Raw genomic sequence first — 24322 nt, 5'->3', positions numbered from 1 at the left:
ACCCTTGAAGAAAAAGTTATTCCGATTGTCCAGGCGGGGCCTTCGCAACAGCACCATTTCCGGTTTGACAGCCTGCCAAGGGTTTGTTTTGTCTCCGGTTCCAGAGTTCGGGTCGTCGAATGAAGAAGCTTTTCAAGTGGGCCAGCAAATGGTGGCCGGGGCTGATCCCCTTGGCCGTCATGTGGGGATTTGCGGCCTGGAATAATACCTTACCGGTCGAAGCCGACCTGTCGGCGCGCAGCTCGGCTGCGCTGAAGGACACCGTTCTGGACAAGACCCGGATCGCGGTCGATGGCCGCGATGTCAGCCTGGCCGCGGACGCCTTCTCCGAGGAGGGGCGGCGGGATGCCGTGATGGCGGTCGAGACCGTCCCCGGCGTCCGCCTGGTCGACGACCGGACCCGCCTGGTTCCCGAGGCCAAACCCTTCGTCTGGAACGCCGAGCGCGACGTGGTGCGGGTGACGCTGTCAGGCTCCGCGCCCCTGCCGTCGATGAAGGGCCGGCTGACCGAGGCGGCCCGCAAGGAGGTCGGCGGCGTCGAGGTGGCCGACCAGATGGGGCTGGCGCGCGGTGCGCCGCCGCGGTTCGAGGCCGCAGCGACGCTATTGCTGGACCAGATCGGCAAGCTGAAGGACGGCAAGATCACGATCACGGACACCAAGGTCAATCTGTCGGGCATGGCGCGCGATCTCGGCGGCCGCGAGGCCATCGTGGCGGCGCTGAAGAACCTGCCCGAGGGCTTTTCGATCGCCGCCAACGACGTCAAGGCGCCGCCCTATATCTTCCAGGCCTACAAGGATCCGGTCGCCGCGACCGTGACGCTGACCGGCTATGTTCCCGACAACACCATCCACGCGGCGATCGCCACCAGCGCCGCGCGAAAATTTTTCACCGAAAAGGTCGTCGACAATCTCAAGGCCAGCATCGGCGCGCCCGGCTCCTTCAACACCGCCGTGATCGCAGCCCTCGGCGCGCTGTCGCGACTGTCGACCGGCACGCTCGTCGTCTCCGACCGCGAGGTGAAGCTGTCGGGCGATGCGCTCTACGAGGGCGCGGCCAACGACATCCGCGCGGGCCTCGGCAAGGACTTCCCGAAAAACTGGCAGTACAAGCCGGAGATCACCGTGAAGCCGGCGGCTGGCCCGGTCGATGGCACCGTGTGTCAGCAATTGTTCTCCGAGCTCCTGGCCAAGGGCAAGATCCGCTTCGCAACCAAGCGCGCCGACATCGATCCGGATTCCGCCGCCATCCTCGATCATCTGATCGAGACGGCGCTGCGCTGCCCCACCACCAATGTCGAGGTCGCCGGGCATACCGATGCCGACGGCGAGGACGGCTTCAACCGGGCTCTCTCGGAGAAGCGCGCGCAGGCGGTGATCGACTATCTGGTTAAGGCCGGCCTGCCCGCCAGCCGCTTCACCGCGGTCGGCCATGGCAGCACGCAGCCGCTCGCCGGCAACGACACCGACGAAGGCAAGGCGCAGAATCGCCGTATCGAATTCCTGGTGAGGTGACGATGCCCTATCTCGTCTCGTTCCATCTGGGCTGGCTCATCGGCTCGCTGCTGCTGGGCTTTTGCATGGGCTGGATCTCGGTGGTCCAGCGCGGCAACGGCACCTCGAAGGTGACGGCGCGCTGGCTCGCCGCGCTTGCTGCCGCCCTGGTCGCGGCCTCGTTCGCACACGTCGTCCCCGGCCGCTTCGGCTACTGGCTCGACCTCGGCCTGATCATGTTCGCCTGCTACCTCGTCGGCTGCACCATCGGCGCCTGGCTGCGCGACCGCGTGGTCTCGCGCAGCATGCGGACCGGCTGAAGCTCCGCCTCCAGGCCCCTTTCTGTTCGGACACGTCGTCGAGAGAGACGTCAAACGCTGCGCTTGACAATAATACGTACGTACGTATTATTTCTCCATGCCCAAGCCCTCACTCAAAGACGCCATCCTCGACGCCGGTCTCAAGGTCATGTTCCGGACCGGCTATCACGGCACCAGTGTGCGCGATGTCACCACCGCGGCAGGCGCCCCGCAGGGATCCTTCACCAATCATTTCCGCTCCAAGGAAGCGTTCGCCTCGGAGGTGCTTGATCGCTATTTCGAGATCACGAAGGGATTGGTCGCGGAGGCCCTTGAAGACGCATCGCTGACCCCGCGGGCGCGGCTCAAGCGCTATCTCGACATCATCTCCGGACGGCTCGAAGCCGACGGCTATGGACGCGGCTGCCTGATCGGCGATCTTAGCCTGGAAGCGGCCGGCAGCAGCGAGATGCTGCGCAACCGCCTTGCCGAAATCTTTGCCGAGTGGCGCATGCCCTTCGCTGCCTGCATCAGCGAGGCGCAGAGGAGCGGCGAGATCGATTCCGAATTCGAGCCCGAGGAGCTTGCCGATTTCCTGCTCGCATCCTGGCAGGGCGCGATCCTGCGCATGAAGGTCGACCGCACGCCCAAGGCGCTCGAGCGTTTCAAGTCCATCGCATTCAAGACCGTCTTCAAGGAGCCGACATGAGCCAGCAAGCCGAAATCCAGATCCGTAGCGCCGAAGTGCTGGGAAGCACGATGGCTTATCGCGAGACGGGCGCGCAGGATGCGCCGGTCGCGCTCTTCCTTCACGGCAATCCGACGTCCTCGCACATCTGGCGAAACATCCTGCCGCTGGTATCGCCGGTGGCGCGTTGCATCGCGCCCGATCTCATCGGTTTCGGCCGGTCCGGCAAGCCCGACATCGCCTACCGCTTCTTCGATCATGTCCGTTATCTCGACGCGTTTATCGAAGAACTCGGCATTACCTCGGCCCATCTCGTCGCGCAGGATTGGGGCACGGCCCTCGCATTTCATCTCGCGGCGCGCCGGCCGGCCTTGGTGCGCGGCCTCGCCTTCATGGAGTTCATCCGGCCGATGCCGACCTGGCAGGATTTCCATCAGGTCGAAGCTGCGCGCGAGACGTTCCGCAAATTCAGGACCCCGGGTGAGGGGGAAGCAATGATCCTGGAGGCGAACGCCTTCGTCGAACGCGTGCTGCCCGGCGGCATCATGCGCACCCTGAGCGAAGACGAGATGGAGCCGTATCGCGCGCCGTTTCCGACGCCGGACAGCCGCCGTCCCGTTCTTGCATTCCCGCGTGAATTGCCGATCGCGGGCGAGCCTGCCGATGTCTATCAAGCGCTGCAATCGGCTCATGCGTCGCTCAGAGCGTCTGCATATCCGAAGCTGCTTTTCGCAGGCGAGCCGGGGGCCGTCATCGCTCCCGAATTTGCCGAGACCTTTGCGGCCTCGCTGCAGCACTGCGCGCTCGTCGGCCTCGGGCCTGGCAGGCATTACCTCCAGGAGGATCATCCCGATGCCATCGGCCGTTCCGTTGCCGGCTGGATCGCCGGCATCGAAGCGGTGCGTCCACAGCTTGCGGCCTGAAGGAGGACGAGATGTCCGACGTGACCATCATCTATTGCCGGCCGTGCGGATACGAGAAGCGCGCCAAGGAGGCGGCCGCGGCGTTGCGCCGGCAGCTCGGGCTGGAAGCGGATCTCGTCCCCGGCAAGGGCGGCGTCTTCCAGGTGAGGCTCGGCGACCGGCTTGTCGCTAGCCGCAGCAAAGGTCATTTTCCTGACGGAGACGATATCGTCGCGGCCGTGAACGCCGCGCGGGGCTGAGCCAGGAGGGTTTTCGCGATGTCGATTGTCTGGGCCGACGATCTCGCCGGGATCGACTGGGACGAGCTGTCCGAGCTCTATCGCATCGCGCCGCTCGGCAACAAGGCGCCGGCCGATCTCGCGCTGGTTTTCGGCAACAGCATGTTTCGCGCCTTCGCCACTGAGGATGGTCGCATCGTGGGGGCGGGACGCGTCCTGGCCGACGGCCGCGACTGCGCCTATCTCTGTGATATCGCCGTGCACCCGGACTGCCAGGGGCGAGGTCTCGGCCGCGACATTATCGAGCGCTTGCTTGTGCGTTGCCGCGGCCATCGCAAGGTCATCCTCTATGCCGTCCCGGGCAAGGAGGGGTTTTACGAACGCCTGGGCTTCAGGCGGATGACCACGGCCATGGCGATCTTCGAGGATCAGGCCGGCGCCTATGGCCGCGGCTATTTGACCGCGCCTTGAGGCTGCGCCCGGGGCCCGCGGCCTTCCGGCGCATCGGACAACCCGTCGAACGGACGCCCGGGATTGCCCCCTCTTTCAACAGGCGGGCGCGGTCCATAGATTGACGTCGGCTTAAGGCGTGAAGGAACATTGTGCGGCCGAAATCATCAAAACTTCATGGCGCCTGCGCAGGATCGCCATGGAGATTCGCCTCAAGTCCTGCCGCCGAAGGCGCCAAACCGTGCATCAGGAGCCCGCAACCCTGCCTAAAATATTGAATGCACGTGTTTTTGTTCGAATTGGCGAATTCCACTCCGCCCCAAAACGCGCTAGTGGAGGGCTGGGGGGCATGCGCGATACCGGAGCCGGCGGCGAGGGTTCGTTGAGTGCCTGTGCGTCGTCCGCCTGTTCGCCGGCCACCCTGGCCGCTGAAGCGTTGTTCGAGGTCTAGATGCTGGAAGCCATACGCAGGGCGATGTCGTTTCTGCGCCAGAAGCAAGTCCTGCATAAGCTTGGCGTTGTGATCAGCGTCGCGGTCATCGGCATCGCTTGCTATGTGCTCTACCACATGTTGCGAGGCATCGATTTCAACGAAGTCCTCGAAGCGATCAAGAGCACCGAGCCGACCCAGATCGCGATGGCGGCGCTGTTCGTCACCGCGGGCTATTTCACCCTGACCTTCTACGACCTGTTCGCCGTGCGCGCGATCGGCCATGCCCACGTGCCCTATCGCATCAACGCGCTCGCGGCCTTCACCAGCTATTCGATCGGCCACAATGTCGGCGCATCCGTCTTCACCGGCGGTGCGGTGCGCTACCGCATCTATTCGGCCTACGGGCTGAACGCGATCGACGTCGCGAAGATCTGCTTCCTCGCCGGCCTGACCTTCTGGCTCGGCAATGCCGCCGTGCTCGGCCTCGGCATCTCCTATCATCCGGAAGCCGCCGCCTCGATCGACCAGCTGCCGCCCTGGCTGAACCGGGCGCTGGCGCTGATGATCATCGTCGGGCTGGTCGGCTATGTGGTCTGGGTCTGGACCCAGCCGCGCGTGGTCGGCCGCGGGCCCTGGACCGTGGTGCTGCCGGGCGGCCCGCTGACGCTGCTCCAGATCGCGATCGGCATCGTCGATCTCGGCTTCTGCGCGCTCGCGATGTATGTGCTGGTCCCGGACGAACCCAACCTCGGCTTCGTGGTGGTCGCGGTGATCTTCGTCTCGGCCACCCTGCTCGGCTTCGCCAGCCACTCGCCCGGCGGGCTCGGCGTGTTCGACGCCGCCATGCTGGTCGGTCTCTGGCAGATGGATCGCGAGGAACTTCTGGGCGGCATGCTGCTGTTCCGCGTCCTCTATTATCTGTCGCCCTTCGTCATATCTGTAATCTTGCTGACGTTTCGCGAAGTTATCATCGGCGCACGATCGAAGCGCTTGCAGCAGGCGGCGCTCAAGCTCGACCCCGGCCCGGCGCGTGAAGCCGCTTATGTGAGAGAGCGCAGCGACAGCGGTGCCTGACGGCGCCAAGCCTTATTTGGACAGGCCTTCAGACAAGCCCCAGGAGAAGTCCGCCCCGATGGCGATCGACGCCCCATCTTCTTCTCCCTCCGCCCAGCCCTGGTCCGACCGGCTGCGGCATTCGACCGTGATCCTGATCGCCGCGGCGCTGGCGCTGTCCGTCGTCGTCTCGCTCGGCGAATTGGCGGCGCTGCACGCCGCGATCGTGTTCCTCTGTATCGCGGCGGCCGCGCTGGTCCCGTGGCGGCTGCATGATCCCGCCGCCTCGCGCGACGATGTCAGGCGCATCAACCCGGTCGAGAGCGCGGCGGTGGCCGCGGTCGTTGCCGGCATGCCGGACCCGGCGGTGCTGCTCGACCGCGCCGGCCGCGTCATCCACCTCAACGCCGCCGCCGCCCAGCTCGCGCCGGCGCTGCGCCGGAACGAGCTCGCCCAGTTCGCGCTGCGCTCGCCGGAGATCATCACGGCGCTGCGCGAAGCGATCGCGACCACCGAGCCGCGGCGCGCGACCTATCTCGACCACGTCCCGGTCGACCGCTGGATGGAGCTCATGATCACGCCGGTGCCGGTGCCGACCAGCTTCGGCGGCGCCGACAAATGCATGCTGATGACCTTCCACGACCAGACGCCGCTGCGCCGGGTGGAGGAGATGCGCGCCGACTTCGTCGCCAATGCCAGCCACGAGCTGCGCACGCCGCTGGCCGCGCTGTCGGGCTTCATCGACACGCTGCAGGGCCAGGCCAAGGACGATCCCAAGGCGCGCGAGCGCTTCCTCGGCATCATGCACAACCAGGCCACCCGCATGGCGCGCCTGATCGACGATCTGTTGTCGCTGTCGCGGGTCGAGCTGTCGGCCCATGTCCGGCCCGACACCCTGGTCGACCTGTTGCCGATCATCCGCCAGGTCGCCGACGGGCTCGAGCCGCTGGCGCGCGAGCGCCAGGTCGAGGTCGAGATCCATCTGCCCGAGGGACCGGTGATGATCGCGGGTGACCGCGAGGAGCTGCTCCGCCTGTTCGAGAATTTGATCGAGAACGCGCTCAAATACGGCGCCTCCGGCGGACGCGTCATCGTGTCGCTGACGCCAGCCGCGGCCACTGATGGAACTCAGGAAATCCGGATCATGGTGCGCGATTTCGGCCCCGGCATCGCGCCCGAGCACCTGCCGCGGCTGACCGAGCGGTTCTACCGGGTCGACGTCGGCGACAGCCGCTCGCAGGGCGGCACGGGGCTCGGATTATCGCTGGTGAAACATATTCTTAACCGCCATCGCGGCCGGCTTTTGATCGAAAGTGTGCCCCGGCAGGGCGCCACTTTCACCGCCTGTTTTCCCCAGGCTAAGACTTTAGTTTAGGCCTGAAAGTCGAGCGATTTCAATCGCTTGGATGTGTCATCCGACTGTCACGAAACCTTCGTAAAAGCACAGCCGACCGCTCCTAAAGGGGCGGCGCGGGGAGCGCGATCGGGCGCGGTTGGCGCTTCGCTCCCCCCAATGGAGACCAGCATGAATTTCCTCAAAACGATCGTCGCTGCCGGCATGGTCGCCGCTTCGACGACGGCGGCCTTTGCTGCCGACATCACCGGTGCCGGTGCCACCTTCCCGTTCCCGATCTATTCCAAATGGGCTGACGCCTACAAGAAGGAGACCGGCAACGGTCTGAACTACCAGTCGATCGGCTCCGGCGGCGGCATCAAGCAGATCCAGGCCAAGACCGTGACCTTCGGCGCCAGCGACGCGCCGCTCAAGGCCGAGCAGCTCGAGAAGGACGGCCTCGTCCAGTGGCCGATGGTGATGGGCGCCATCGTCCCCGTCGTCAACCTCGAGGGCGTGAAGCCCGGCGAGATGGTGTTCGACGGCGAGACGCTCGCCAGCATCTATCTCGGCAAGATCACCAAGTGGGACGACGCCGCGATCAAGAAGCTCAATCCGAATCTGAAGCTGCCCTCGGACGCCATCACCGTGGTCCGCCGCTCGGACGGTTCGGGCACCACCTTCAACTTCACCAACTATCTCGCCAAGGCCAGCGCGGACTGGAAGAGCAAGGTCGGTGAGGGCACCGCGGTCGAGTGGCCGGTCGGCGTCGGCGCCAAGGGCAACGAAGGCGTGTCGGGCAACATCAGCCAGACCAAGAACTCGATCGGTTACGTCGAGTACGCCTATGCCAAGCAGAACAAGCTGACCTACACCGGTCTCGTCAACAAGGCCGGCAAGCCGGTGCAGCCGACCGTCGAAGCCTTCCAGGCGGCCGCCTCCAACGCCGACTGGGCCAAGGCGCCCGGCTACTACGTCATCCTGACCGACCAGCCCGGCGAGAAGTCCTGGCCGATCACGGCGGCGACCTTCATCCTCATGCACAAGGATGCCACCGACAAGGCGGCCTCGCAGGAAGCCATCAAGTTCTTCCGCTGGGCCTTCAAGAGCGGCGGCAAGGCGGCTGAAGAGCTCGACTACATCCCGATGCCCGAAGGCGTCGTGACCCTGATCGAGAAGACCTGGGCTGCCGAGATCAAGAGCTAAGCGCTCTCCTCTCGTGTCCCGGATGCGGCGCAGCACGCAAGTGCTGCTCCGCGGAGGGTCGGGACCCGCAGACTACCGCTCCGGATCGGCGCGCGCCGCGTCCGGAGCGCGAGACCGACAAAAAGACTGACAACAAGCGTATATTATCGGGCACAGGGGATCGGCGTGGCAGATATGGCCGTTCAGAGCGATGTAATCGACGACGCCGGACCGTATGACCGCGCCAAGGCCTTGAGCGCGTTCAAGCTCGGCGACGTCACCTTCTACTGGATCACGCGGCTGTCCGCGATCTCGGTGCTCCTCATTCTCGGCGGCATCATCGTCTCGCTGATCGTCGGCGCGTTCCCGGCGATGAAGGAATACGGCTTCTCCTTCCTGTGGACGCAGCGCTGGGCGCCGTCGGCCGATCCGCCCGTGCTCGGCGCGCTCGGGCCGATGTACGGCACGCTCGTCACCTCCTTCATCGCAATGCTGATCGCCATTCCCGTCGGTCTCGGCATTGCGATCTTCCTCACCGAGCTCTGCCCGCAATGGCTGCGCCGCCCGATCGGCATGGCGATCGAGCTGCTCGCCGGCATTCCCTCGATCATCTACGGCATGTGGGGCTTCTTCGTGCTGGGCCCGTTCCTGGCCAACACCTACCAGCCCTTCATGATCAGGATCTTCGACGGCGTGCCGGTGCTGGGCGCGATCTTCGCAGGTCCGCCGTCCTATCTCAGCACGTTCAACGCCGCGCTGATCCTCGCCATCATGGTGCTGCCCTTCATCACCTCGATCTCGGTCGACGTGTTCAAGACGGTGCCGCCGGTGCTCAAGGAGGCCGCCTACGGCGTCGGCTGCACCACCTGGGAAGTCGTCCGCAGCGTGGTGATCCCCTACACCCGCGTCGGCATCATCGGCGGCGTCATGCTGGCGCTGGGCCGCGCGCTCGGCGAGACCATGGCGGTGACCTTCATCATCGGCAATTCGTTCCGCATCTCCTCATCGATCTTCGCGCCGGGCACCACGATCTCGGCGGCGATCGCATCCGAATTCGCCGAGAGCGACGGCCTGCACCAGTCCGGCCTGATCCTGCTCGGCCTCTTGCTGTTCGTGCTGACGTTCTTCGTGCTGGCCGCAGCGCGGCTGATGCTGATGCGGCTGGACAAGAAGGCGGGGAAGTAACGTCATGGCGCTCAATCCGATCTATTCGCGTCGTCGCCGCAAGGACATCGTCATCCGCGGGCTCTGCTTCGCCGCGGCCGCCTTCGGCGTCACCTGGCTCGCGCTGATCCTGATCACGCTGCTCTTCAACGGCCTGGCCGGCCTCAATCTCGAGATCTTCGTCGCGGATACGCCGCCGCCGGGTTCGACCGAAGGCGGCCTGCGCAACGCGATCGTCGGTTCGATCATCATGACGTTGATCGGCGTCGGCATCGGCGCGCCGCTCGGCCTGTTCGCCGGTACCTACCTTGCCGAATACGGCCGCAACGACCGGCTGACCTCGGTGATCCGCTTCATCAACGACATCCTGCTCTCGGCGCCCTCGATCATCATCGGCCTGTTCATCTATGGCGCGGTGGTGGTGCCGATGCGTGGCTTCTCCGCGATCGCAGGCAGCCTGGCGCTCGCCGTCATCGTGATCCCGGTCGTGCTGCGCACCACCGAGGACATGCTGCTGCTGGTGCCGAATCCGCTGCGCGAGGCGGCCTCGGCGCTCGGCCTGCCGCGCTCGCTGGTGATCAAGCGCATCGCCTATCGTGCGGCCCGGTCGGGCCTCATCACCGGCGTGCTGCTCGCCACCGCCCGCGTCGCCGGCGAGACCGCGCCGCTGCTCTTCACCGCGCTGTCGAACCAGTTCTTCAGCCTCGGCCTGAACAAGACGATGGCCAACCTGCCCGTCACCATCAACAACTTCGTCCAGAGCCCCTACGCCTATTGGAAGCAGCTCGCCTGGAGCGGCGCGCTGCTGATCACGCTCACCGTGCTTGCCCTGAACATTGGCGCGCGCATCCTCGGCGCCGAGAGGACTGCAAAATGACCGACCTGTCCGTATCCATGAGTTCCAACGCTCATCTGGCCTCGCAGCCGCTGCCGGAAGCCCCGGCCAAGGTGACGGTGCGCAATCTCAATTTCTATTACGGCGAGCACCATGCGCTGAAGAACATCAACCTGACGCTGGGCGCCAACCGCGTCACGGCGTTCATCGGCCCGTCGGGCTGCGGCAAGTCGACCCTGCTGCGCATCTTCAACCGGATGTACGACCTCTATCCGGGCCAGCGCGCCACCGGTCAGCTCATGCTGGACCAGACCAACATTCTCGACCCCAGGCTCGACCTCAATCTGCTGCGCGCCCGGGTCGGCATGGTGTTCCAGAAGCCGACGCCGTTCCCGATGACGATCTACGAGAACATTGCCTTCGGCATCCGCCTCTACGAGAAGATCTCGAAGTCCGAGATGGACGACCGCGTCGAGAAGGCGCTGCGCGGCGGCGCGCTCTGGAACGAGGTCAAGGACAAGCTCAACGCCTCCGGCCTGTCGCTCTCCGGCGGCCAGCAGCAGCGCCTGTGCATCGCCCGCACCGTCGCGGTGCGGCCTGAAGTGATCTTGTTCGACGAGCCCTGCTCGGCGCTCGATCCGATCTCGACCGCCAAGGTCGAGGAGCTGATCCAGGAACTGTCCGAGAACTACACGATCGCGATCGTCACCCACAACATGCAGCAGGCCGCGCGCGTCTCCGACAAGACCGCCTTCATGTATCTCGGCGAGCTGATCGAGTTCGACGACACCAGCAAGATCTTCACGTCGCCGAGCGACCGGCGCACGCAGGATTACATCACCGGCCGGTTCGGCTGAGGAGACGCGACATGGGTACTGAACATACCGCAAAAGCTTTCGACACCGACCTCCAGGAGCTCACCCGCCTGGTCGCCGAGATGGGCGGCATCGCCGAGCGCATGATCGTCGATTCCGTCGACGCGCTGATCCGCCGCGACGTCGCGCTCGGCCAGCGCGTCGTCACCATCGACGCCGAGCTCGACGCGCTGCAGAAGCGCATCGAGGAACGCGCGGTGCTCACCATCGCCCGCCGCCAGCCGATGGCGGTGGATCTGCGCGAGATCGTCGGCGCCATGCGCGTTGCGACCGACCTCGAGCGCATCGGCGACCTCGCCAAGAACATGGGCAAGCGCGTCGCCGCGCTGGAGACCGACTTCCATCCGCTGAAACTGTTCCGCGGCCTGGAGCACATGACCGACCTCGTGCAGCAGCAGGTCAAGTCGGTGCTGGACGCCTATGCCGCGCATGATCTGCCGGCGGCGATGGCGGTGTGGAAGGGCGACGAGGAAGTCGACGCGATCTGCACCTCGCTGTTCCGCGAGCTCCTCACCTACATGATGGAGGATCCGCGTAACATCTCGTTCTGCATCCATCTGATGTTCTGCGCCAAGAACATCGAGCGGATCGGCGACCACGCCACCAACATCGCCGAGACCGTGTTCTACATGATCGAGGGCCAGGCGATCACCGACAAGCGGCCGAAGGGCGACATGACAACCTTCGCCACGACGGTCCCGAATACCTGAAGACTTGAAGGAGCGACGACCCGATGGGCGCACGCATTATGGTGGTTGAGGACGAGGAAGCTCTCACCGAGCTGCTTCGCTACAACCTCGAAGGCGACGGCTATGACGTCGAGACGGTCATGCGCGGCGACGACGCCGACACCCGCCTCAAGGAGCACATCCCGGACCTGATCGTGCTCGACTGGATGCTGCCGGGCCTGTCGGGCATCGAGCTGTGCCGTCGCCTGCGCACGCGGCCCGACACCAAGCAGCTCCCGATCATCATGCTCACCGCGCGCGGCGAGGAGAGCGAGCGGGTGCGGGGACTTGCGACCGGCGCCGACGACTACATCGTCAAGCCGTTCTCGGTGCCGGAGCTTTTGGCGCGCGTGAAGGGCCTGCTGCGCCGCGCCAGTCCTGAGCGGCTCGCGACAGTGCTCGCCTATGGCGACATCGAGCTCGACCGCGACAAGCGCCGCGTGGCGCGCTCGGGCCGGCCGATCGATCTCGGCCCGACCGAATATCGTCTGCTGGAGTTCTTCCTGGAGCATCCCGGCCGCGTGTTCTCGCGCGAGCAGCTGCTCGACAGCGTCTGGGGCCGCGACATCTACATCGACGAGCGCACCGTCGACGTCCATATCGGCCGCCTGCGCAAGCTGCTCAATCTCGGTCGCGAGCAGGACCCGATCCGCACCGTCCGCGGCGCCGGCTACGCGCTCGACGATCGCTTCGCGAAGGCGGAGCAGACGTAAGGTTTGCTCGCGATAAGCCAACAAAAAAGCGCGCCGGCCAGCGCGCTTTTCTTTGTCTCGATGTCGCCTGAGCCCGTGCTCAGCGCGGACCCGGCTTCGCCGGCGCGCGACGGCGATCCGCCGCCGGCTGATACGCCACGCGCGAGTGCTGGGCGCAGTAGGGCAGGCCGGACAGCGCCTTGCCGCCGCAGAAGAAGAAATCCGGGCTCGAGGGATCGCCGACCGGCCAGTGGCAGGTCGCCTCGTTCAGCTCGAGCAGCGACAGCCGCTGGCTCATCGGCACCACGTTGTCGTAGGTGACCGGTTCAGCCTCCACCTCGACCTCGAAGGCCTGTGCCAGCGCGGTGTTGCCGCGCGCGATGGGGCGGGTCACCCGCATCATGTGCTGCGCGGGACGCGCCTTGCGCGGCCGGGGCGCTGCCGATGAAGGGCTCTTGGCGCGGCCGGACAGACCGAGCCTGTGCACTTTGCCGATCACGGCATTGCGGGTCACATTGCCGAGCTCAGCTGCGATCTGGCTGGCCGAAAGTCCGGCCTCCCAGAGCTTTTTCAGCTGCTCGACGCGATCGTCGGACCAGGTCAAAACCGTCATTGCACCCTTTCCCTCGCTACGCGCCAGCCATCCTGGGGCCTCGCAGCGATTGCCTAAGTCTTCAAAAACCCGTGCCGCCAGAATCCCTTAAGGCTCGCCGGACGCGTGACTGACGCCCGAACGTTTACGCCGGTACATGAGGACTCTTGAGATCAGAACCGCTGCACGAGATGTCGTATCTGACAATCCAAACGCTACAATATGGCGTGACTCCCGCGCAAGAGTCCGCCGACTCGCTTCCACATGTTCCGTGGTGAAAACCCGCAAAATCGGCACCGCAAGACTACGGATTCAGCGTTTCCCGAGGCTTTCCGGGCGGCATTGACACCCGTCTTGCCAAGCATAAGATAGTCCCGCGTGCCGCCCTTAAAAGGCGGCACGTTTCGTTTTCCGGGCCGGTCGATGGTGCGTTGCGCAATGCACGCGTCACACCGTCCTCAACATTCAAGTGACATCATGACTAACAGCGCAGCGCCGCATTTGCTCCCCGTTTTCGCCAGAGCCGACCTCGGCTTCGAGCGCGGCGAAGGCTGCTGGCTGATCGCGACCAATGGCGATCGCTATCTCGATTTCACCTCGGGCGTGGCTGTGAATGCGCTCGGCCATTGCCATCCGCATCTGATCAAGGCGCTGCAGGAGCAGGCGACGAAGCTCTGGCACATGTCGAACCTGTTCCAGAGCCCGGATGGCGAGAAGCTCGCCAACCGGCTTTGCAACGAGAGCTTTGCCGACTTCGTGTTCTTCTGCAATTCGGGCGCCGAAGCGCTGGAGGGCGTGATCAAGCTGGTCCGGCATCATCACTTCTCCAAGGGCCATCCGGAACGTTATCGCATCATCACCTTCGAAGGCGCGTTTCATGGCCGCACCCTGGCAACGCTCGCGGCGACCGGCTCTGCAAAATATCTCGAAGGCTTCGGTCCGCCCATGGAAGGCTTCGACCAGGTGCCGCATGGCGATATCGAGGCCGTCAAGAAGGCGATCGGCCCGCACACCGCCGGCATCCTGATCGAGCCGATCCAGGGCGAGGGCGGCGTGCGCTCGGCAACGCCGACCTTCCTCAAGGCGTTGCGCCAGCTTTGCGACGAGAAGGGCCTGCTGCTCGCCTTCGACGAGGTGCAGACCGGCATGGGCCGGGCCGGCGATCTGTTCGCCTATCGGCGCACCGGCGTCACACCTGACGTGATGTCGCTGGCGAAGGCGCTCGGCGGCGGCTTCCCGATCGGCGCTGTGCTGGCGACCGCGGATGCGGCAGCCGGCATGGGGCCCGGCTCGCACGGCTCGACCTTCGGCGGCAATCCGCTGGCGATCTCCGCGGCCAATGCGGTGCTCGACGTCATGCTCAAGCCCGGCTTCTTTGACCACGTGCAGAAGATGTCGCTGCTGCTGAAGCAGAAGCTCGCCTCCGTGATCGACCGTCATGGCGATGTCGTCAGCGAAGTGCGCGGCGAGGGCCTTCTGATCGGCATCAAGGCCGTGGTGCCCTCCGGCGATCTCGTCGCGGCACTGCGCAATGAAAAACTGCTCACGGTGGGTGCCGGCGACAATGTCGTGCGTTTCCTGCCGCCACTGATCGTGACCGAAGCCGAGATCGAGGACAGCGTCGGGCGGCTCGAGCGCGCCTGCGCCGCAATCTCGTCCAGCCAGACCAAGCGGGCGGCAAGCTGATGAGCAAGTCCCCGAAGCACTTCCTCGATATCAACGAGCTGCCGCTGTCGGAGCTCAAGACCATGCTCGCGGCGTCCTCCGCCATGAAGGCGAAGCAGAAGGCGCAGCAGCCGGTCAGGCCGCTCGAAGGCAAGACGCTGGCGATGATTTTCGAGCGCCCGTCGACCCGGACACGCGTGTCGTTCGACGTCGCGATGCGCCAGCTCGGCGGCGAGCCCATCATGCTCACCGGTGCCGAGATGCAGCTCGGCCGCGGCGAGACCATCGCCGACACCGCGCGCGTGCTGTCGCGCTATGTCGATGCCATCATGATCCGTATCCTCAACCACGATGCGCTGCTGGAGCTTGCGGCCAACGCCACCGTGCCCGTCATCAACGGCCTGACGCGGCGCTCGCATCCCTGCCAGGTGATGGCCGACCTCATGACCTATGAGGAGCATCGCGGCCCGATCGAGGGCAAGACGGTGGCCTGGACCGGCGACGACAACAACGTGCTGGCGTCCTGGGCTCACGCCGCTGAGCGCTTCAAATTCCAGCTCAATGTCGCAACGCCGCCGGAGCTCGCGCCGAAAAAAGCGATGCGCGACTTTATCAAGGCGACCGGCGCGCCGATCATGCTCGGCACCGATCCGGAGGCCGCCGTGAAGGGGGCCGACTGCGTCGTCACCGACACCTGGGTGTCGATGGGCGACAAGGAAGGCGAGCATCGTCACAACGTGCTCAAGCCCTATCAGGTCAACGGCAAGCTGATGTCGCTGGCCAAACCCGATGCGTTGTTCATGCACTGCCTGCCCGCCCATCGCGGCGAGGAGGTCACCGATGACGTGATCGACGGTCCGCAATCGGTCGTGTTCGACGAGGCCGAAAATCGCCTGCACGCGCAGAAGGGCATTCTGGCCTGGTGTTTTGACGCGGTGAAGTAAGGGCGCTCGAAGCCCGGCCGCGGCCTCACACACAACTGTCGTCCCGGACAAGCGCGCCTAAAGCGCGCGCAGATCCGGGACCCATAACCACAGGAAGTCGTTTGGCGAGGGCTCGGAGTTGTCATCGCTGGCTGCAACGTAGTCCTGTGGTTATGGGTCCCGGATCTGCGCTTCGCTACGCTACGCTTGTCTGGGACGACAGCGACCTTGAGACGGCTTGATACAGTCCAATTCGCATCCGGAACACGTCACCCAGCGCCCCTTCCATTTTTCACCCACCGACCCCAGATAACGCCCATGGTTTCCCAATCCCCTCAGATGAAAGCCGGCCCCGAAGGCCCGGTTCGCGCGCCATCAGCGGTTCCGATTGATGACGCGGTGTTGCCCTACGAGGTCGACGCGCTCGACGTGCGCGGGCGCCTGGTGCGGCTTGGCCCGGCGCTCGACGAGATCCTGACCAAGCACGATTACCCCGCGCCGGTCGGCAAGCTGCTCGGCGAGGCCATCGTGCTGACGACGCTGCTCGGCTCGGCGCTGAAATTCGAGGGGCGCTTCATCCTGCAGGCCCAGACCGACGGCCCGGTGTCGTTCCTGGTCGTCGACTACATGGCGCCGGATCGCCTGCGGGCCTATGCGCGCTTCGATGCCGCGCGTCTCGGCGATACCAGGGATTCCGGCACGCTGCTCGGCCGCGGTCATCTCGCCATGACCATCGACCAGGGCCCCGACATGAGCCGCTATCAGGGCCTGGTCGCGCTCGACGGCGGCAGCCTCGAAGACGCCGCCCACGAATATTTCCTGCGCTCCGAGCAGATCCCGACGCGCGTGCGCCTCGCGGTTGGCGAGGAGTGGCGCTCCAACGACGGCGGCAAGCATCGCTGGCGCGCCGGCGGCATGCTGATGCAGTTTCTGCCGAAGGCGGCGGAGCGCGCGCGGCAGGCCGATCTGCATCCCGGCGATGCCCCCGATGGCGTCGAGGTGCACAGCGTTGCCGAAGACGACGCCTGGGTCGAGGCGCGTTCGCTGATCGAGACCGTCGAGGACGTCGAGCTGATCGATCCCGAGCTCTCCGGCGAGCGGCTGTTGTTCCGCCTGTTTCACGAGCGCGGCGTGCGCGTGTTCAATCCGATGGTCCTCAAGGCGCAATGCTCCTGCTCGCGCGATGCGGTCGCCTCGATGCTCAAGAGCTTCTCGCCCGACGACCGCGCCGCCATGGTCAAGGACGACAAGGTCGTCGTCACCTGCGAGTTCTGCAGCTCGGTGTACGATTTCACGCCGGACGAGGCCGGCGTGGAGGATGCGTAGCGAGCTCTCGTAGGGTGGGCAAAGGCGCACTTGCGCCGTGCCCGCGATCTCTCGATGACGACCAAAAACGTGGGCACGCTTCGCTTTGCCCACCCTACGGCAGCTTGCTGTGTCGCCCTCTGTCAATCCGCCTTGCCAAAAATATTCCACTTTACCGAAATTCGGTTTCGGCGTATGTGTCGCCCATCCCGGTTCACCCAAGAGGGGCGATGATGTGTCGTCACTATCGCGAGCCGGGCTTGCGGTGGACGCGGCAGCGTCGGCACGAGAGGTGCGGGCAGGGCGGGTAGTCCCTGTGAGCCCGAGGCTTCGTGTGGATGAGCGGCGCTGACCAGTTCGTCTCGCCACATTCTTTCGGCAACGTCGACAAGGCCGGGAGATAATGTGGTGACCAGCGAATGCGCGTACGGCAAAACCGTGTGGTCCAGGCCGTCGTTGCTACGGTCAAGCCTTTCGAAGATGCGCGCGAGCCCAACCGGGTGGACGGCATCGTCAATTCGAACGGCGAGGGAGGCCAGAACGAACTCGGCTCCCGGGAGATCACGGCATAAGCCGTCCAACCATCGCGCAGGGAAGGCCGAGTGATCGGCGACACCTGTATGCTGCTGTGCGGTCTTTTTGCGTGTGCTTTTCGCGCAGCAGACCGCGGGTGCCAGCCGGCACCCGGTCTTCCCTGCGCCCTCTTGGCTTTATGAGGGTGAAGCGACGAAGCAAAGCTCGGGCGATTCAAGCCGCGAGGCTGCGAAGGCGTGTCTGTGAGCTGAGCTGCGTGCCACAAACTCGATATCGTAGGGTGGGCAAAGCGCAGCGTGCCCACGCCTTGTTGCTCATGGAGGGAGATTGTGGGCACGGCGCTATGCGCCTTTGCCCACCCTACGGCACTGCCGTTGAGATGTGCACTGGAGCATCGCGATGTCGCCTCATCCGCAAGCGCTCCTCGCAATGACCGCGTTGAGAGAACATGCGCCCTCTCCGATCTCGTGCCCCGGACGCTGCGCAGCACGAAGTGATGCGCTGCAGAGCCGGGGCCCATCTCGCCGCGTGCCGTGGCGCCCCTGGGTCCCGGCTCTGCGCAGCAACGCTAAGAGGCGTTGCTGCGCGTCCGGGACACGAGAGCGAGGCGCCCTAATTCAACACCCGCTTATTGTCCGGGCTATCCAGCGAAAACGCCGGCACGTCGATCTCGAAGCGCTCGCCGCTTTCGGTGACCATCTGGTAGCGGCCGGTCATGAAGCCCGAGGCGGTCGAGAGCGGGACGCCGGAGGTGTATTCGAAGCGCTCGCCGGGGGCCAGGATCGGCTGCTCGCCGACCACGCCCTCGCCCTTCACCTCCTGCTGGCGCCCGGAGGCATCGGTGATGATCCAGTGCCGCGTCTTGAGCTGCACGGTCTCCTCGCCCGAATTGACGATGACGATGGTGTAGGACCAGAAGTAGCGGGAGCGGTCGGCCGACGACTGCTCCGGAACAAAGTTCGGCTCGACGGTCACTTCAATCTGACGGGTCACGGCGCGGTACATGGCTGCTATCATACCGAAATCCGGCGCTGGAACCAAACGCCGGAGGCGGCTCTGGCGACATCGTCCCGCCAGAATTCGAGGGGAATGACACCCGGATGTGATCCGGCCGCTTTGCGAGACGACGACCGGACCGGTACACTCCTCAACGTCGCGATTTGCGGAAGGGTTTTTAGGCCCCCGATGACCATTGCCGACCATGTAACGGGATCGACGATCGCGGGAACCGCCAAGCCTGCAGACGTCAAGCCTGCAGACGCCAAGCCTGCAGACAGCATGGCTGTGGACAGCAAGCTCGCGGGGGCGAAGCCGCGGGCGACCGCACCGGCCATCACGCTGCCCGCCATCGGCGAGCGCGAGCTCCGGCTCGACCTGTTCCGCGGGCTGGCGCTGTGGCTGATCTTCATCGACCATCTGCCGCCGAGTCTGCTGACCTGGTTCACGATCCGCAATTACGGCTTCAGCGACGCCACCGAGATCTTCATCTTCATCTCCGGCTACACCGCCGCCTTCGTCTACGGAAGGGCGATGCTGGAGAGCGGTGTCGTCATCGCCACCGCGCGCATCCTGCGCCGGGTCTGGCAGATCTACGTCGCCCACGTCTTCCTGTTCACGATCTTCCTCGCCGAAATCTCCTACGTCGCGACCAGGTTCGAGAACCCGCTCTACACCGAAGAGATGGGTATCATGGATTTCCTCAAGCAGCCCGACGTCACCATCGTGCAGGCGCTGCTGCTGCGTTTCCGGCCCGTCAACATGGACGTGCTGCCGCTCTACATCGTGCTGATGCTGGCGCTGCCGCTGATCCTGTGGTCGATGAAATGGCGCCCCGACGTCACGCTCGGCCTCTCGGTCGTGCTCTACGCGGTCACCTGGGAGTACGATCTCTACTTCTCCGCCTATCCGAACGGCTTCTGGGCCTTCAATCCGCTGGCCTGGCAATTGCTGTTCGTCTTCGGGGCATGGTGCGCGCTCGGAGGTGCGCGACGGATGTCGCGTATCCTGGCCTCGCCGGTGACGATGTGGATCGCGATCGCCTATCTCGCCGCGGCGTTCTACGTGACGCTGACCTGGTACGTGCCGCAGCTCTCCCAATTCATGCCGAAGCGGGTCGAGCAGTGGATGTATCCGATCGACAAGACCGATCTCGACGTGCTGCGCTTCACGCATTTCCTGGCGCTGGCCGCGCTCACCGTCCGCTTCCTACCCCGGGATTGGCCGGGCTTGAAATCGCGCTGGTTGCGACCATTGATTCTATGTGGCCAGCATTCTCTCGAGATCTTCTGCCTCGGCGTCTTCCTGGCCTTCGCCGGGCATTTCATTCTTGCCGAAGTCTCCGGCGGCGCAGCCATGCATGCGCTGATTAGTCTCTCCGGGGTCCTGATCATGTGGGGCGTGGCCTGGGTGATTTCGTGGTACAAGCGCGTGGCTGACAAGAGCGGTGCGAAAACCAAAAACGCCGTCGGCAACGCCGATCTGGCGGGAGGGGGCTGATGAAGGCGAAGGTTCTCCTGAGCCTGGTCCTGCTATGCGGTAGCCTCGCCGCGCCTGTGGCGCGCGCGGGCGATGCTGCGTCTGGCGCTGCCACCGCGCCCGCGGCGTGCGAATTGCCGTCTTATCTGCTTACCAGCGAAAGCCAGCTTCCCAAGGTCGCCGAGGCCGTCAAGGCTGGCAAGCCGCTCGAAATCCTGGTCGTCGGCAGCCGCTCGACCACGATTCCGTCCTCGGAGGGCAGCTCCTATCCGGCGCGTATGGAAGCGACTCTGAAGGAAAAGCTGCCGCCGTCGGAAGCAGTGCACGTCTCCGTAGAAATACAGAGCAAGCGAACGGCGGAGGAGGCCGCCTCGACCTTCGTTAAGCTGATGGAAGCAAAAACGCCTACTTTGGTCGTCTGGCAGACCGGGACCGTGGATGCCATCCGATCCATCGATCCCGACGAATTTCGCAGCGCAGTCACCGAGGGGGTTATTGCGTTGCAAAAGGCAGGGGCCGACGTCGTTTTGATGAATTTGCAGTACAGCCCGCGTACCGAAACGATGATCTCGGCCCAACCATTTCTCGATAATATGCGCGTTGTGGCGCAGGAGCATGATATTCCGCTGTTCGATCGTTTCACGATCATGCGGCAGTGGAATGATCAGGGTCAGTTCGACCTGTTCAGCCCGTCCCGCGGGCCCGAACTGGCGAAGCAGGTTCATGATTGCCTTGGCCGGGCGTTGGCACAGTTCGTGATCGACGCAGCCCATCTGGAGCCGGCCCAGCAGCAAAATTGAGGTCTAGCGTTAATGAGTTCTCTCCGCCCTTTTTGCCTGACGGCACGGCTGACCGCGCCTGCAGCAGCAGTGCTGTTGTTGCTGGCGCCGGCCCCGCAGTCCCATGCGCAGACCCAAGCCGCGCAGGCGACACAAGCACCGGCGCAGTCGGCTGATCCCGCTCCCGCTTCGCCGTCCCAGACCACCGTTGCCGTGACCTCGCCCGAGCAGCGCGGCATCACCGCGCGCGCCATCGACAAGGTGAAGCAGGTCGCCAAATCCGCCGGCGACGTCTTCAACCGCGTGCCCTGCCTGCCGTCAAAGGGCGGCTCGAAGGCGATGGGTTCGCTGCCGCATGTTGCAAGCAAGCTCGTGGCCGGCCAGCCCGTTGTGATCGTCGCGTTCGGCTCGTCGTCGACCGCAGGATTCGGCGCGAGCTCGCCGGAGTTCAATTATCCGAATCGTCTTGCCGCCCAGCTGCGCCGCCACTATCCGACCGCCGACATCACCGTCGTCAATGCCGGCGTCGGCGGCGAGGATGCGCCCGAGATGATGAAGCGCCTCCAGACCCAGGTGATCGACGTGCATCCGGATCTCGTGATCTGGCAGGTCGGCACCAACGCGGTGCTGCGCAACCTCGATCCCGGGGACACCGCAAAACTGGTCGAGGACGGCATCAGCCGCATCCAGGCCGCCGGCGGTGCCGACATCGTGCTGGTCGATCCGCAATATTCGCCGGCCGTCAACCAGCGCGGTGAAAGCGCCGGCAAGATGGTGAAACTGCTCGGCAAGGTCGCCGAGCTTCGTCACGTCGGCATCTTCCCGCGCTTCGAGGTGATGCGCGACTGGCACGAGAACCAGTCGATTCCGGTCGAGAGCTTCGTCATCGCCGACGGCCTGCACATGAACGATTGGGGCTACGCCTGCTTCGCCCAGCTGCTCGGCGACGACATCATCCGCTCGGTGGGGCAGATCAAGTTGGGCGTGAACGTGCCGGGAGATGTGCGGACGTATCGGCCGATGTAAAGGCGAATAGGGAATGGCGAGTAGCGAATAGGGATTGATCTATTCGCCACTCACTACTCGCCATTCACCCCTCACGCCTTCTCCAGCGCCGCGGTCAGATCCTCGATCAGATCATCGGCATGCTCCAGCCCAGCCGAGAAGCGAATAAAACCTTCGCTGATGCCGAGCGCGGCGCGGTCCTCCGGCCTCAGGCGCTGATGCGTCGTGGTCGCCGGATGCGTGACGAGGCTCTTGGCGTCGCCGAGATTGTTCGAGATCTTCGCCAGCTTCAATTCGTTGAGCACGCGGAACGCAGCCGCCTTGCCGCCCTTGACCTCGAAGCCGACCAGCGTCGAGCCGCCGCGCATCTGCTTTTTCACCAGCGCTGCCTGCGGATGATCGGCGCGGCCCGGGAAAACCAGCCGCGAGATCTTCGGATGGCTCGCCAGCACGTCGGCGATGCGCGCGGCCGTTTCGGTCTGCGCGCGCACGCGCACGCCCAGCGTCTCCAGGCCCTTGAGCAGGACCCAGGCGTTGAACGGCGAGATCGACGGGCCGGTCTGGCGCATGAAATTGTGGATGTGCTCGGCGATGAAGGCTTCCGACGACAGGATGATGCCGCCGAGGCAGCGGCCCTGGCCGTCGATATGCTTGGTCGCAGAATAGACCACGACGTCGGCCCCGAGCGCGAGCGGGCTCTGCCAGATCGGCGTTGCGAACACGTTGTCGACGACGAGCCGCGCGCCGCCCTTGTGCGCGATCTCGGCAATCCCGGGGATGTCGAGCACGTCGAGCGTCGGGTTGGTCGGGCTCTCCAGGAAGAACGTCTTGGTGTTCGGCCGCACGGCGCGCTGCCATTCATCGAGATTGGCTCCGTCGACCAGCGTGGCCTCGATGCCGTAGCGCGGCAGCAGGTCCTGGACGACGTAGAGGCACGAGCCGAACAGGGCGCGGGAAGCCACCACGTGGTCGCCGGCCCTAAGCGGCGCCAGGATCGCGGTCGTCACCGCGGCCATGCCGGTCGCCGCCGAGCGGGCGGCTTCGGCGCCTTCGAGCTCGATCATGCGGCGCTCGAACATCGCGATGGTGGGATTGGAGTAGCGCGAATAGATGAAGCCCGGATCCTCGCCCTTGAACCGCGCCTCGCATTGCTCCGCGGTGTCGTAGACATAGCCCTGGGTCAGGAACAGCGCCTCCGATGTCTCGCCATATTGCGAGCGCAGGGTGCCGGAATGGACCAGGCGGGTTTCGGGACGGTAGTTGGTGGTCGACTTCGACATAGGTACCTCCGACATGACCGTCTCGTCGAAAACGGTCACAAAAAAACCGGCCTGGATATCTCCACGGGCCGGGATCACAGAGGTCCCCGGCCTGTTTAGCGACTTATTTAACGTGGCTGCAAGCCGGCCGGCTCAAATCACCACGGGATAAGTGATGCTCATATTCCGCAATGCCCTTTCCGTCAAGGCGTCCATCGGATAGCCGTAAAAGACTTGTATTTCCGGCATGTCCGGATGCATCTGACCCCTGACGAGGACCCCCGGTTGACGTTCACGGTTGCGCCCGACGCCAATGGTATCCTGCCCGACCGCATGATCGCGGCGATGGCGAAGGCCGGGCTCATCCTGCCCGCCTATGACTTCGTCGAGAGCCAGATCCAGCCGGCGAGCCTTGATCTGCGTCTCGGCGACATCGCCTATCGCGTCCGCGCCAGCTTCCTGCCGGGTCCCGGCGCCACCGTCGCCGAGCGCATCGACGAATTGAAGCTGCACGAATTCAGCCTCGCCGACGGCGCGGTGCTGGAGACCAACTGCGTCTACATCGTGCCGCTGCTTGAGAGCCTCGCGCTGCCGCCGGAGATCGTCGCGGCGGCGAACCCGAAAAGCTCGACCGGCCGGCTCGACGTCTTCACCCGCGTCATCGCCGACGGCACCCGCCGCTTCGACATGATCGGCGCCGGCTATCACGGCCCGCTCTATGCCGAGATCAGCCCGAAGACGTTTCCGGTGCTGGTCAGCGAGGGCTCGCGTCTCAGCCAGGTGCGCTTCCGCACCGGTGACGCGATCCTCAATGCCGATGAGCTCGATGGCTTGCATGCCGCCGAGCGCCTCGTCGATATCGACGATGCTGATCTCTCCGGCGGCGTCGCCGTCTCCGTCGATCTCTCCGGCGAGAAGGCAAACGGCTTCGTCGGCTACCGCGCCAAGCGCCACACCGGCGTCGTCGACGTCGATCGCCGCTCCGGCTACGCGGTGGAGGATTTCTGGGAGCCGATCTCGGCCCGCCCCGACGGCAGCCTGATCCTCGATCCCGGCGAGTTCTACATCCTGGCGTCGAAGGAAGCCGTGCAGGTGCCACCCGACTACGCCGCGGAGATGGTGCCGTTCGATCCGCTGGTCGGCGAATTCCGCGTGCACTATGCCGGATTCTTCGATCCCGGCTTCGGTTATGCCGGCGCGGGCGGAAAAGGCGCGCGCGCCGTGCTGGAAGTGCGTTCGCGCGAAGTGCCGTTCATCCTCGAGCACGGCCAGATCGTCGGCCGCCTCGTCTACGAGAAGATGCTGGCCCGTCCCGACGCGATGTACGGCCAGCGCATCGGCTCGAACTATCAGGCCCAGGGCCTCAAACTATCGAAGCATTTTCGGGTGTAGCTGCCCATTTTACTGTCATGCCCC

Annotated in this window: 25 protein-coding genes and 1 riboswitch; of the genes, 22 read left to right on the top strand and 3 right to left on the bottom strand. The window is 64.9% G+C overall.

Translation table 11 applies throughout. The annotated features are described in order from the left end of the window. The first annotated feature begins 119 nt into the window (after window positions 1-119). The 14 genes from RAD10_RS02005 (at window position 120) to phoB (ending at window position 12390) form a co-directional block, all read left to right on the top strand. Entirely contained in the window at window positions 120-1514 is a 1395-nt protein-coding gene (locus RAD10_RS02005; RefSeq protein ID WP_461616110.1) for an OmpA family protein, read from the top strand. A 2-nt stretch (window positions 1515-1516) separates the two neighbouring features. Then, window positions 1517-1813: a hypothetical protein gene (locus RAD10_RS02000; RefSeq protein ID WP_165637786.1), complete on the top strand. Its 297-nt coding sequence runs from the start codon at window positions 1517-1519 to the stop codon at window positions 1811-1813. 97 nt (window positions 1814-1910) lie between these two features. After that, entirely contained in the window at window positions 1911-2501 is a 591-nt protein-coding gene (locus tag RAD10_RS01995) for a TetR/AcrR family transcriptional regulator (RefSeq protein WP_461616109.1), read from the top strand. Then, the gene (locus RAD10_RS01990) at window positions 2498-3403 is read left to right on the top strand and encodes a haloalkane dehalogenase (RefSeq protein ID WP_461616108.1); all 906 of its coding nucleotides are present in this window, start codon (window positions 2498-2500) and stop codon (window positions 3401-3403) included. Before RAD10_RS01995 ends, RAD10_RS01990 begins: the two co-directional genes overlap by 4 nt. Before the next feature lie 11 nt (window positions 3404-3414). Continuing rightward, window positions 3415-3642, top strand: a complete 228-nt coding sequence (locus tag RAD10_RS01985; protein ID WP_461616107.1) for a SelT/SelW/SelH family protein — start codon at window positions 3415-3417, stop codon at window positions 3640-3642. An 18-nt stretch (window positions 3643-3660) separates the two neighbouring features. After that, window positions 3661-4092, top strand: coding sequence for a GNAT family N-acetyltransferase (locus tag RAD10_RS01980; RefSeq protein ID WP_461616106.1), 432 nt, complete (start codon window positions 3661-3663; stop codon window positions 4090-4092). A 430-nt stretch (window positions 4093-4522) separates the two neighbouring features. Further along, complete coding sequence (locus RAD10_RS01975) at window positions 4523-5578, top strand: putative bifunctional lysylphosphatidylglycerol flippase/synthetase (RefSeq protein ID WP_028139780.1); 1056 nt, start codon at window positions 4523-4525, stop codon at window positions 5576-5578. Window positions 5579-5636: 58 nt separating this feature from the next. Continuing rightward, entirely contained in the window at window positions 5637-6932 is a 1296-nt protein-coding gene (locus RAD10_RS01970) for an ATP-binding protein (protein ID WP_461616105.1), read from the top strand. Window positions 6933-7082: 150 nt separating this feature from the next. Next, window positions 7083-8096 carry a phosphate ABC transporter substrate-binding protein PstS gene (gene pstS / locus RAD10_RS01965; RefSeq protein ID WP_461616104.1) on the top strand — a complete coding sequence of 338 codons (1014 nt, stop codon included), beginning with the start codon at window positions 7083-7085 and terminating at the stop codon, window positions 8094-8096. 174 nt (window positions 8097-8270) lie between these two features. Then, complete coding sequence (gene pstC / locus RAD10_RS01960; RefSeq protein WP_461616570.1) at window positions 8271-9260, top strand: phosphate ABC transporter permease subunit PstC; 990 nt, start codon at window positions 8271-8273, stop codon at window positions 9258-9260. Window positions 9261-9264: 4 nt separating this feature from the next. Then, complete coding sequence (gene pstA / locus RAD10_RS01955) at window positions 9265-10116, top strand: phosphate ABC transporter permease PstA (RefSeq protein WP_461616103.1); 852 nt, start codon at window positions 9265-9267, stop codon at window positions 10114-10116. Then, a complete protein-coding gene (pstB, locus tag RAD10_RS01950; RefSeq protein WP_028139784.1) occupies window positions 10113-10931 on the top strand; it encodes a phosphate ABC transporter ATP-binding protein PstB in 819 nt (272 codons plus the stop codon). Before pstA ends, pstB begins: the two co-directional genes overlap by 4 nt. An 11-nt stretch (window positions 10932-10942) precedes the next feature. Beyond that, a complete protein-coding gene (gene phoU, locus RAD10_RS01945) occupies window positions 10943-11659 on the top strand; it encodes a phosphate signaling complex protein PhoU (RefSeq protein WP_018316912.1) in 717 nt (238 codons plus the stop codon). Window positions 11660-11682: 23 nt separating this feature from the next. Further along, window positions 11683-12390, top strand: a complete 708-nt coding sequence (gene phoB / locus RAD10_RS01940; RefSeq protein WP_018316913.1) for a phosphate regulon transcriptional regulator PhoB — start codon at window positions 11683-11685, stop codon at window positions 12388-12390. A 79-nt stretch (window positions 12391-12469) separates the two neighbouring features. On the opposite strand, the gene RAD10_RS01935 is transcribed toward phoB, so the two are convergent. Then, window positions 12470-12982 (bottom strand): GcrA family cell cycle regulator, encoded by a 513-nt coding sequence (locus RAD10_RS01935; RefSeq protein ID WP_014491301.1) that lies wholly within the window; start codon window positions 12980-12982, stop codon window positions 12470-12472. 456 nt (window positions 12983-13438) lie between these two features. Here RAD10_RS01935 and RAD10_RS01930 point away from each other — a divergent pair, with 456 nt between their 5' ends. From RAD10_RS01930 to RAD10_RS01915, 4 genes are all read left to right on the top strand, one after another. Continuing rightward, window positions 13439-14647 carry an aspartate aminotransferase family protein gene (locus RAD10_RS01930; RefSeq protein WP_091965842.1) on the top strand — a complete coding sequence of 403 codons (1209 nt, stop codon included), beginning with the start codon at window positions 13439-13441 and terminating at the stop codon, window positions 14645-14647. Then, window positions 14647-15570: an ornithine carbamoyltransferase gene (gene argF / locus RAD10_RS01925; RefSeq protein WP_461616102.1), complete on the top strand. Its 924-nt coding sequence runs from the start codon at window positions 14647-14649 to the stop codon at window positions 15568-15570. The genes RAD10_RS01930 and argF overlap by 1 nt, the downstream gene beginning before the upstream one ends. Before the next feature lie 297 nt (window positions 15571-15867). Next, window positions 15868-16875 (top strand): Hsp33 family molecular chaperone, encoded by a 1008-nt coding sequence (locus RAD10_RS01920; protein ID WP_091965840.1) that lies wholly within the window; start codon window positions 15868-15870, stop codon window positions 16873-16875. Window positions 16876-17273: 398 nt separating this feature from the next. Continuing rightward, window positions 17274-17426: a hypothetical protein gene (locus RAD10_RS01915; RefSeq protein ID WP_165637785.1), complete on the top strand. Its 153-nt coding sequence runs from the start codon at window positions 17274-17276 to the stop codon at window positions 17424-17426. 574 nt (window positions 17427-18000) lie between these two features. On the opposite strand, the gene apaG is transcribed toward RAD10_RS01915, so the two are convergent. After that, window positions 18001-18393, bottom strand: a complete 393-nt coding sequence (gene apaG, locus RAD10_RS01910; RefSeq protein ID WP_026202434.1) for a Co2+/Mg2+ efflux protein ApaG — start codon at window positions 18391-18393, stop codon at window positions 18001-18003. A 180-nt stretch (window positions 18394-18573) separates the two neighbouring features. On the opposite strand from apaG, the gene RAD10_RS01905 reads away from it, so the two are divergent. From RAD10_RS01905 to RAD10_RS01895, 3 genes are read left to right on the top strand one after another with little or no spacing between them, the layout of a single operon-like run. Then, the gene (locus RAD10_RS01905) at window positions 18574-19884 is read left to right on the top strand and encodes an OpgC domain-containing protein (protein ID WP_461616101.1); all 1311 of its coding nucleotides are present in this window, start codon (window positions 18574-18576) and stop codon (window positions 19882-19884) included. Then, window positions 19884-20663 (top strand): SGNH/GDSL hydrolase family protein, encoded by a 780-nt coding sequence (locus RAD10_RS01900; RefSeq protein WP_461616100.1) that lies wholly within the window; start codon window positions 19884-19886, stop codon window positions 20661-20663. Before RAD10_RS01905 ends, RAD10_RS01900 begins: the two co-directional genes overlap by 1 nt. Window positions 20664-20675: 12 nt before the next feature. Next, the gene (locus RAD10_RS01895; RefSeq protein WP_461616099.1) at window positions 20676-21668 is read left to right on the top strand and encodes an SGNH/GDSL hydrolase family protein; all 993 of its coding nucleotides are present in this window, start codon (window positions 20676-20678) and stop codon (window positions 21666-21668) included. Window positions 21669-21739: 71 nt separating this feature from the next. Here RAD10_RS01895 and RAD10_RS01890 read toward each other — a convergent pair whose 3' ends face one another. After that, on the bottom strand, window positions 21740-22927 hold the full coding sequence (locus tag RAD10_RS01890) for an O-succinylhomoserine sulfhydrylase (RefSeq protein ID WP_461616569.1): 1188 nt from the start codon (window positions 22925-22927) through the stop codon (window positions 21740-21742). Between the two features lie 74 nt (window positions 22928-23001). Beyond that, a riboswitch (SAM riboswitch) is annotated at window positions 23002-23081 on the bottom strand. A gap of 80 nt (window positions 23082-23161) precedes the next feature. Between RAD10_RS01890 and RAD10_RS01885 the strand changes: the two genes are divergently transcribed. Further along, window positions 23162-24298, top strand: coding sequence for a 2'-deoxycytidine 5'-triphosphate deaminase (locus tag RAD10_RS01885; protein ID WP_461616098.1), 1137 nt, complete (start codon window positions 23162-23164; stop codon window positions 24296-24298). Window positions 24299-24322 lie beyond the last annotated feature (24 nt).

This window comes from Bradyrhizobium sp. 23AC (genome assembly GCF_054863025.1).
Note: the sequence above shows the minus strand (reverse complement) of the source record. Positions and strands in the feature narration are given on the sequence as shown.

What these genes read in the sequence shown, in the direction of transcription:
- RAD10_RS02005 (WP_461616110.1), top strand. Translation starts at nt 120, where the DNA reads ATGAAGAAGCTTTTCAAGTGGGCCAGCAAATGGTGGCCGGGGCTGATC.
- RAD10_RS02000 (WP_165637786.1), top strand. Translation starts at nt 1,517, where the DNA reads ATGCCCTATCTCGTCTCGTTCCATCTGGGCTGGCTCATCGGCTCGCTG.
- RAD10_RS01995 (WP_461616109.1), top strand. Translation starts at nt 1,911, where the DNA reads ATGCCCAAGCCCTCACTCAAAGACGCCATCCTCGACGCCGGTCTCAAG.
- RAD10_RS01990 (WP_461616108.1), top strand. Translation starts at nt 2,498, where the DNA reads ATGAGCCAGCAAGCCGAAATCCAGATCCGTAGCGCCGAAGTGCTGGGA.
- RAD10_RS01985 (WP_461616107.1), top strand. Translation starts at nt 3,415, where the DNA reads ATGTCCGACGTGACCATCATCTATTGCCGGCCGTGCGGATACGAGAAG.
- RAD10_RS01980 (WP_461616106.1), top strand. Translation starts at nt 3,661, where the DNA reads ATGTCGATTGTCTGGGCCGACGATCTCGCCGGGATCGACTGGGACGAG.
- RAD10_RS01975 (WP_028139780.1), top strand. Translation starts at nt 4,523, where the DNA reads ATGCTGGAAGCCATACGCAGGGCGATGTCGTTTCTGCGCCAGAAGCAA.
- RAD10_RS01970 (WP_461616105.1), top strand. Translation starts at nt 5,637, where the DNA reads ATGGCGATCGACGCCCCATCTTCTTCTCCCTCCGCCCAGCCCTGGTCC.
- pstS (WP_461616104.1), top strand. Translation starts at nt 7,083, where the DNA reads ATGAATTTCCTCAAAACGATCGTCGCTGCCGGCATGGTCGCCGCTTCG.
- pstC (WP_461616570.1), top strand. Translation starts at nt 8,271, where the DNA reads ATGGCCGTTCAGAGCGATGTAATCGACGACGCCGGACCGTATGACCGC.
- pstA (WP_461616103.1), top strand. Translation starts at nt 9,265, where the DNA reads ATGGCGCTCAATCCGATCTATTCGCGTCGTCGCCGCAAGGACATCGTC.
- pstB (WP_028139784.1), top strand. Translation starts at nt 10,113, where the DNA reads ATGACCGACCTGTCCGTATCCATGAGTTCCAACGCTCATCTGGCCTCG.
- phoU (WP_018316912.1), top strand. Translation starts at nt 10,943, where the DNA reads ATGGGTACTGAACATACCGCAAAAGCTTTCGACACCGACCTCCAGGAG.
- phoB (WP_018316913.1), top strand. Translation starts at nt 11,683, where the DNA reads ATGGGCGCACGCATTATGGTGGTTGAGGACGAGGAAGCTCTCACCGAG.
- RAD10_RS01935 (WP_014491301.1), bottom strand. Translation starts at nt 12,982, where the DNA reads ATGACGGTTTTGACCTGGTCCGACGATCGCGTCGAGCAGCTGAAAAAG.
- RAD10_RS01930 (WP_091965842.1), top strand. Translation starts at nt 13,439, where the DNA reads ATGACTAACAGCGCAGCGCCGCATTTGCTCCCCGTTTTCGCCAGAGCC.
- argF (WP_461616102.1), top strand. Translation starts at nt 14,647, where the DNA reads ATGAGCAAGTCCCCGAAGCACTTCCTCGATATCAACGAGCTGCCGCTG.
- RAD10_RS01920 (WP_091965840.1), top strand. Translation starts at nt 15,868, where the DNA reads ATGGTTTCCCAATCCCCTCAGATGAAAGCCGGCCCCGAAGGCCCGGTT.
- RAD10_RS01915 (WP_165637785.1), top strand. Translation starts at nt 17,274, where the DNA reads ATGCGCGTACGGCAAAACCGTGTGGTCCAGGCCGTCGTTGCTACGGTC.
- apaG (WP_026202434.1), bottom strand. Translation starts at nt 18,393, where the DNA reads ATGTACCGCGCCGTGACCCGTCAGATTGAAGTGACCGTCGAGCCGAAC.
- RAD10_RS01905 (WP_461616101.1), top strand. Translation starts at nt 18,574, where the DNA reads ATGACCATTGCCGACCATGTAACGGGATCGACGATCGCGGGAACCGCC.
- RAD10_RS01900 (WP_461616100.1), top strand. Translation starts at nt 19,884, where the DNA reads ATGAAGGCGAAGGTTCTCCTGAGCCTGGTCCTGCTATGCGGTAGCCTC.
- RAD10_RS01895 (WP_461616099.1), top strand. Translation starts at nt 20,676, where the DNA reads ATGAGTTCTCTCCGCCCTTTTTGCCTGACGGCACGGCTGACCGCGCCT.
- RAD10_RS01890 (WP_461616569.1), bottom strand. Translation starts at nt 22,927, where the DNA reads ATGTCGAAGTCGACCACCAACTACCGTCCCGAAACCCGCCTGGTCCAT.
- RAD10_RS01885 (WP_461616098.1), top strand. Translation starts at nt 23,162, where the DNA reads ATGCATCTGACCCCTGACGAGGACCCCCGGTTGACGTTCACGGTTGCG.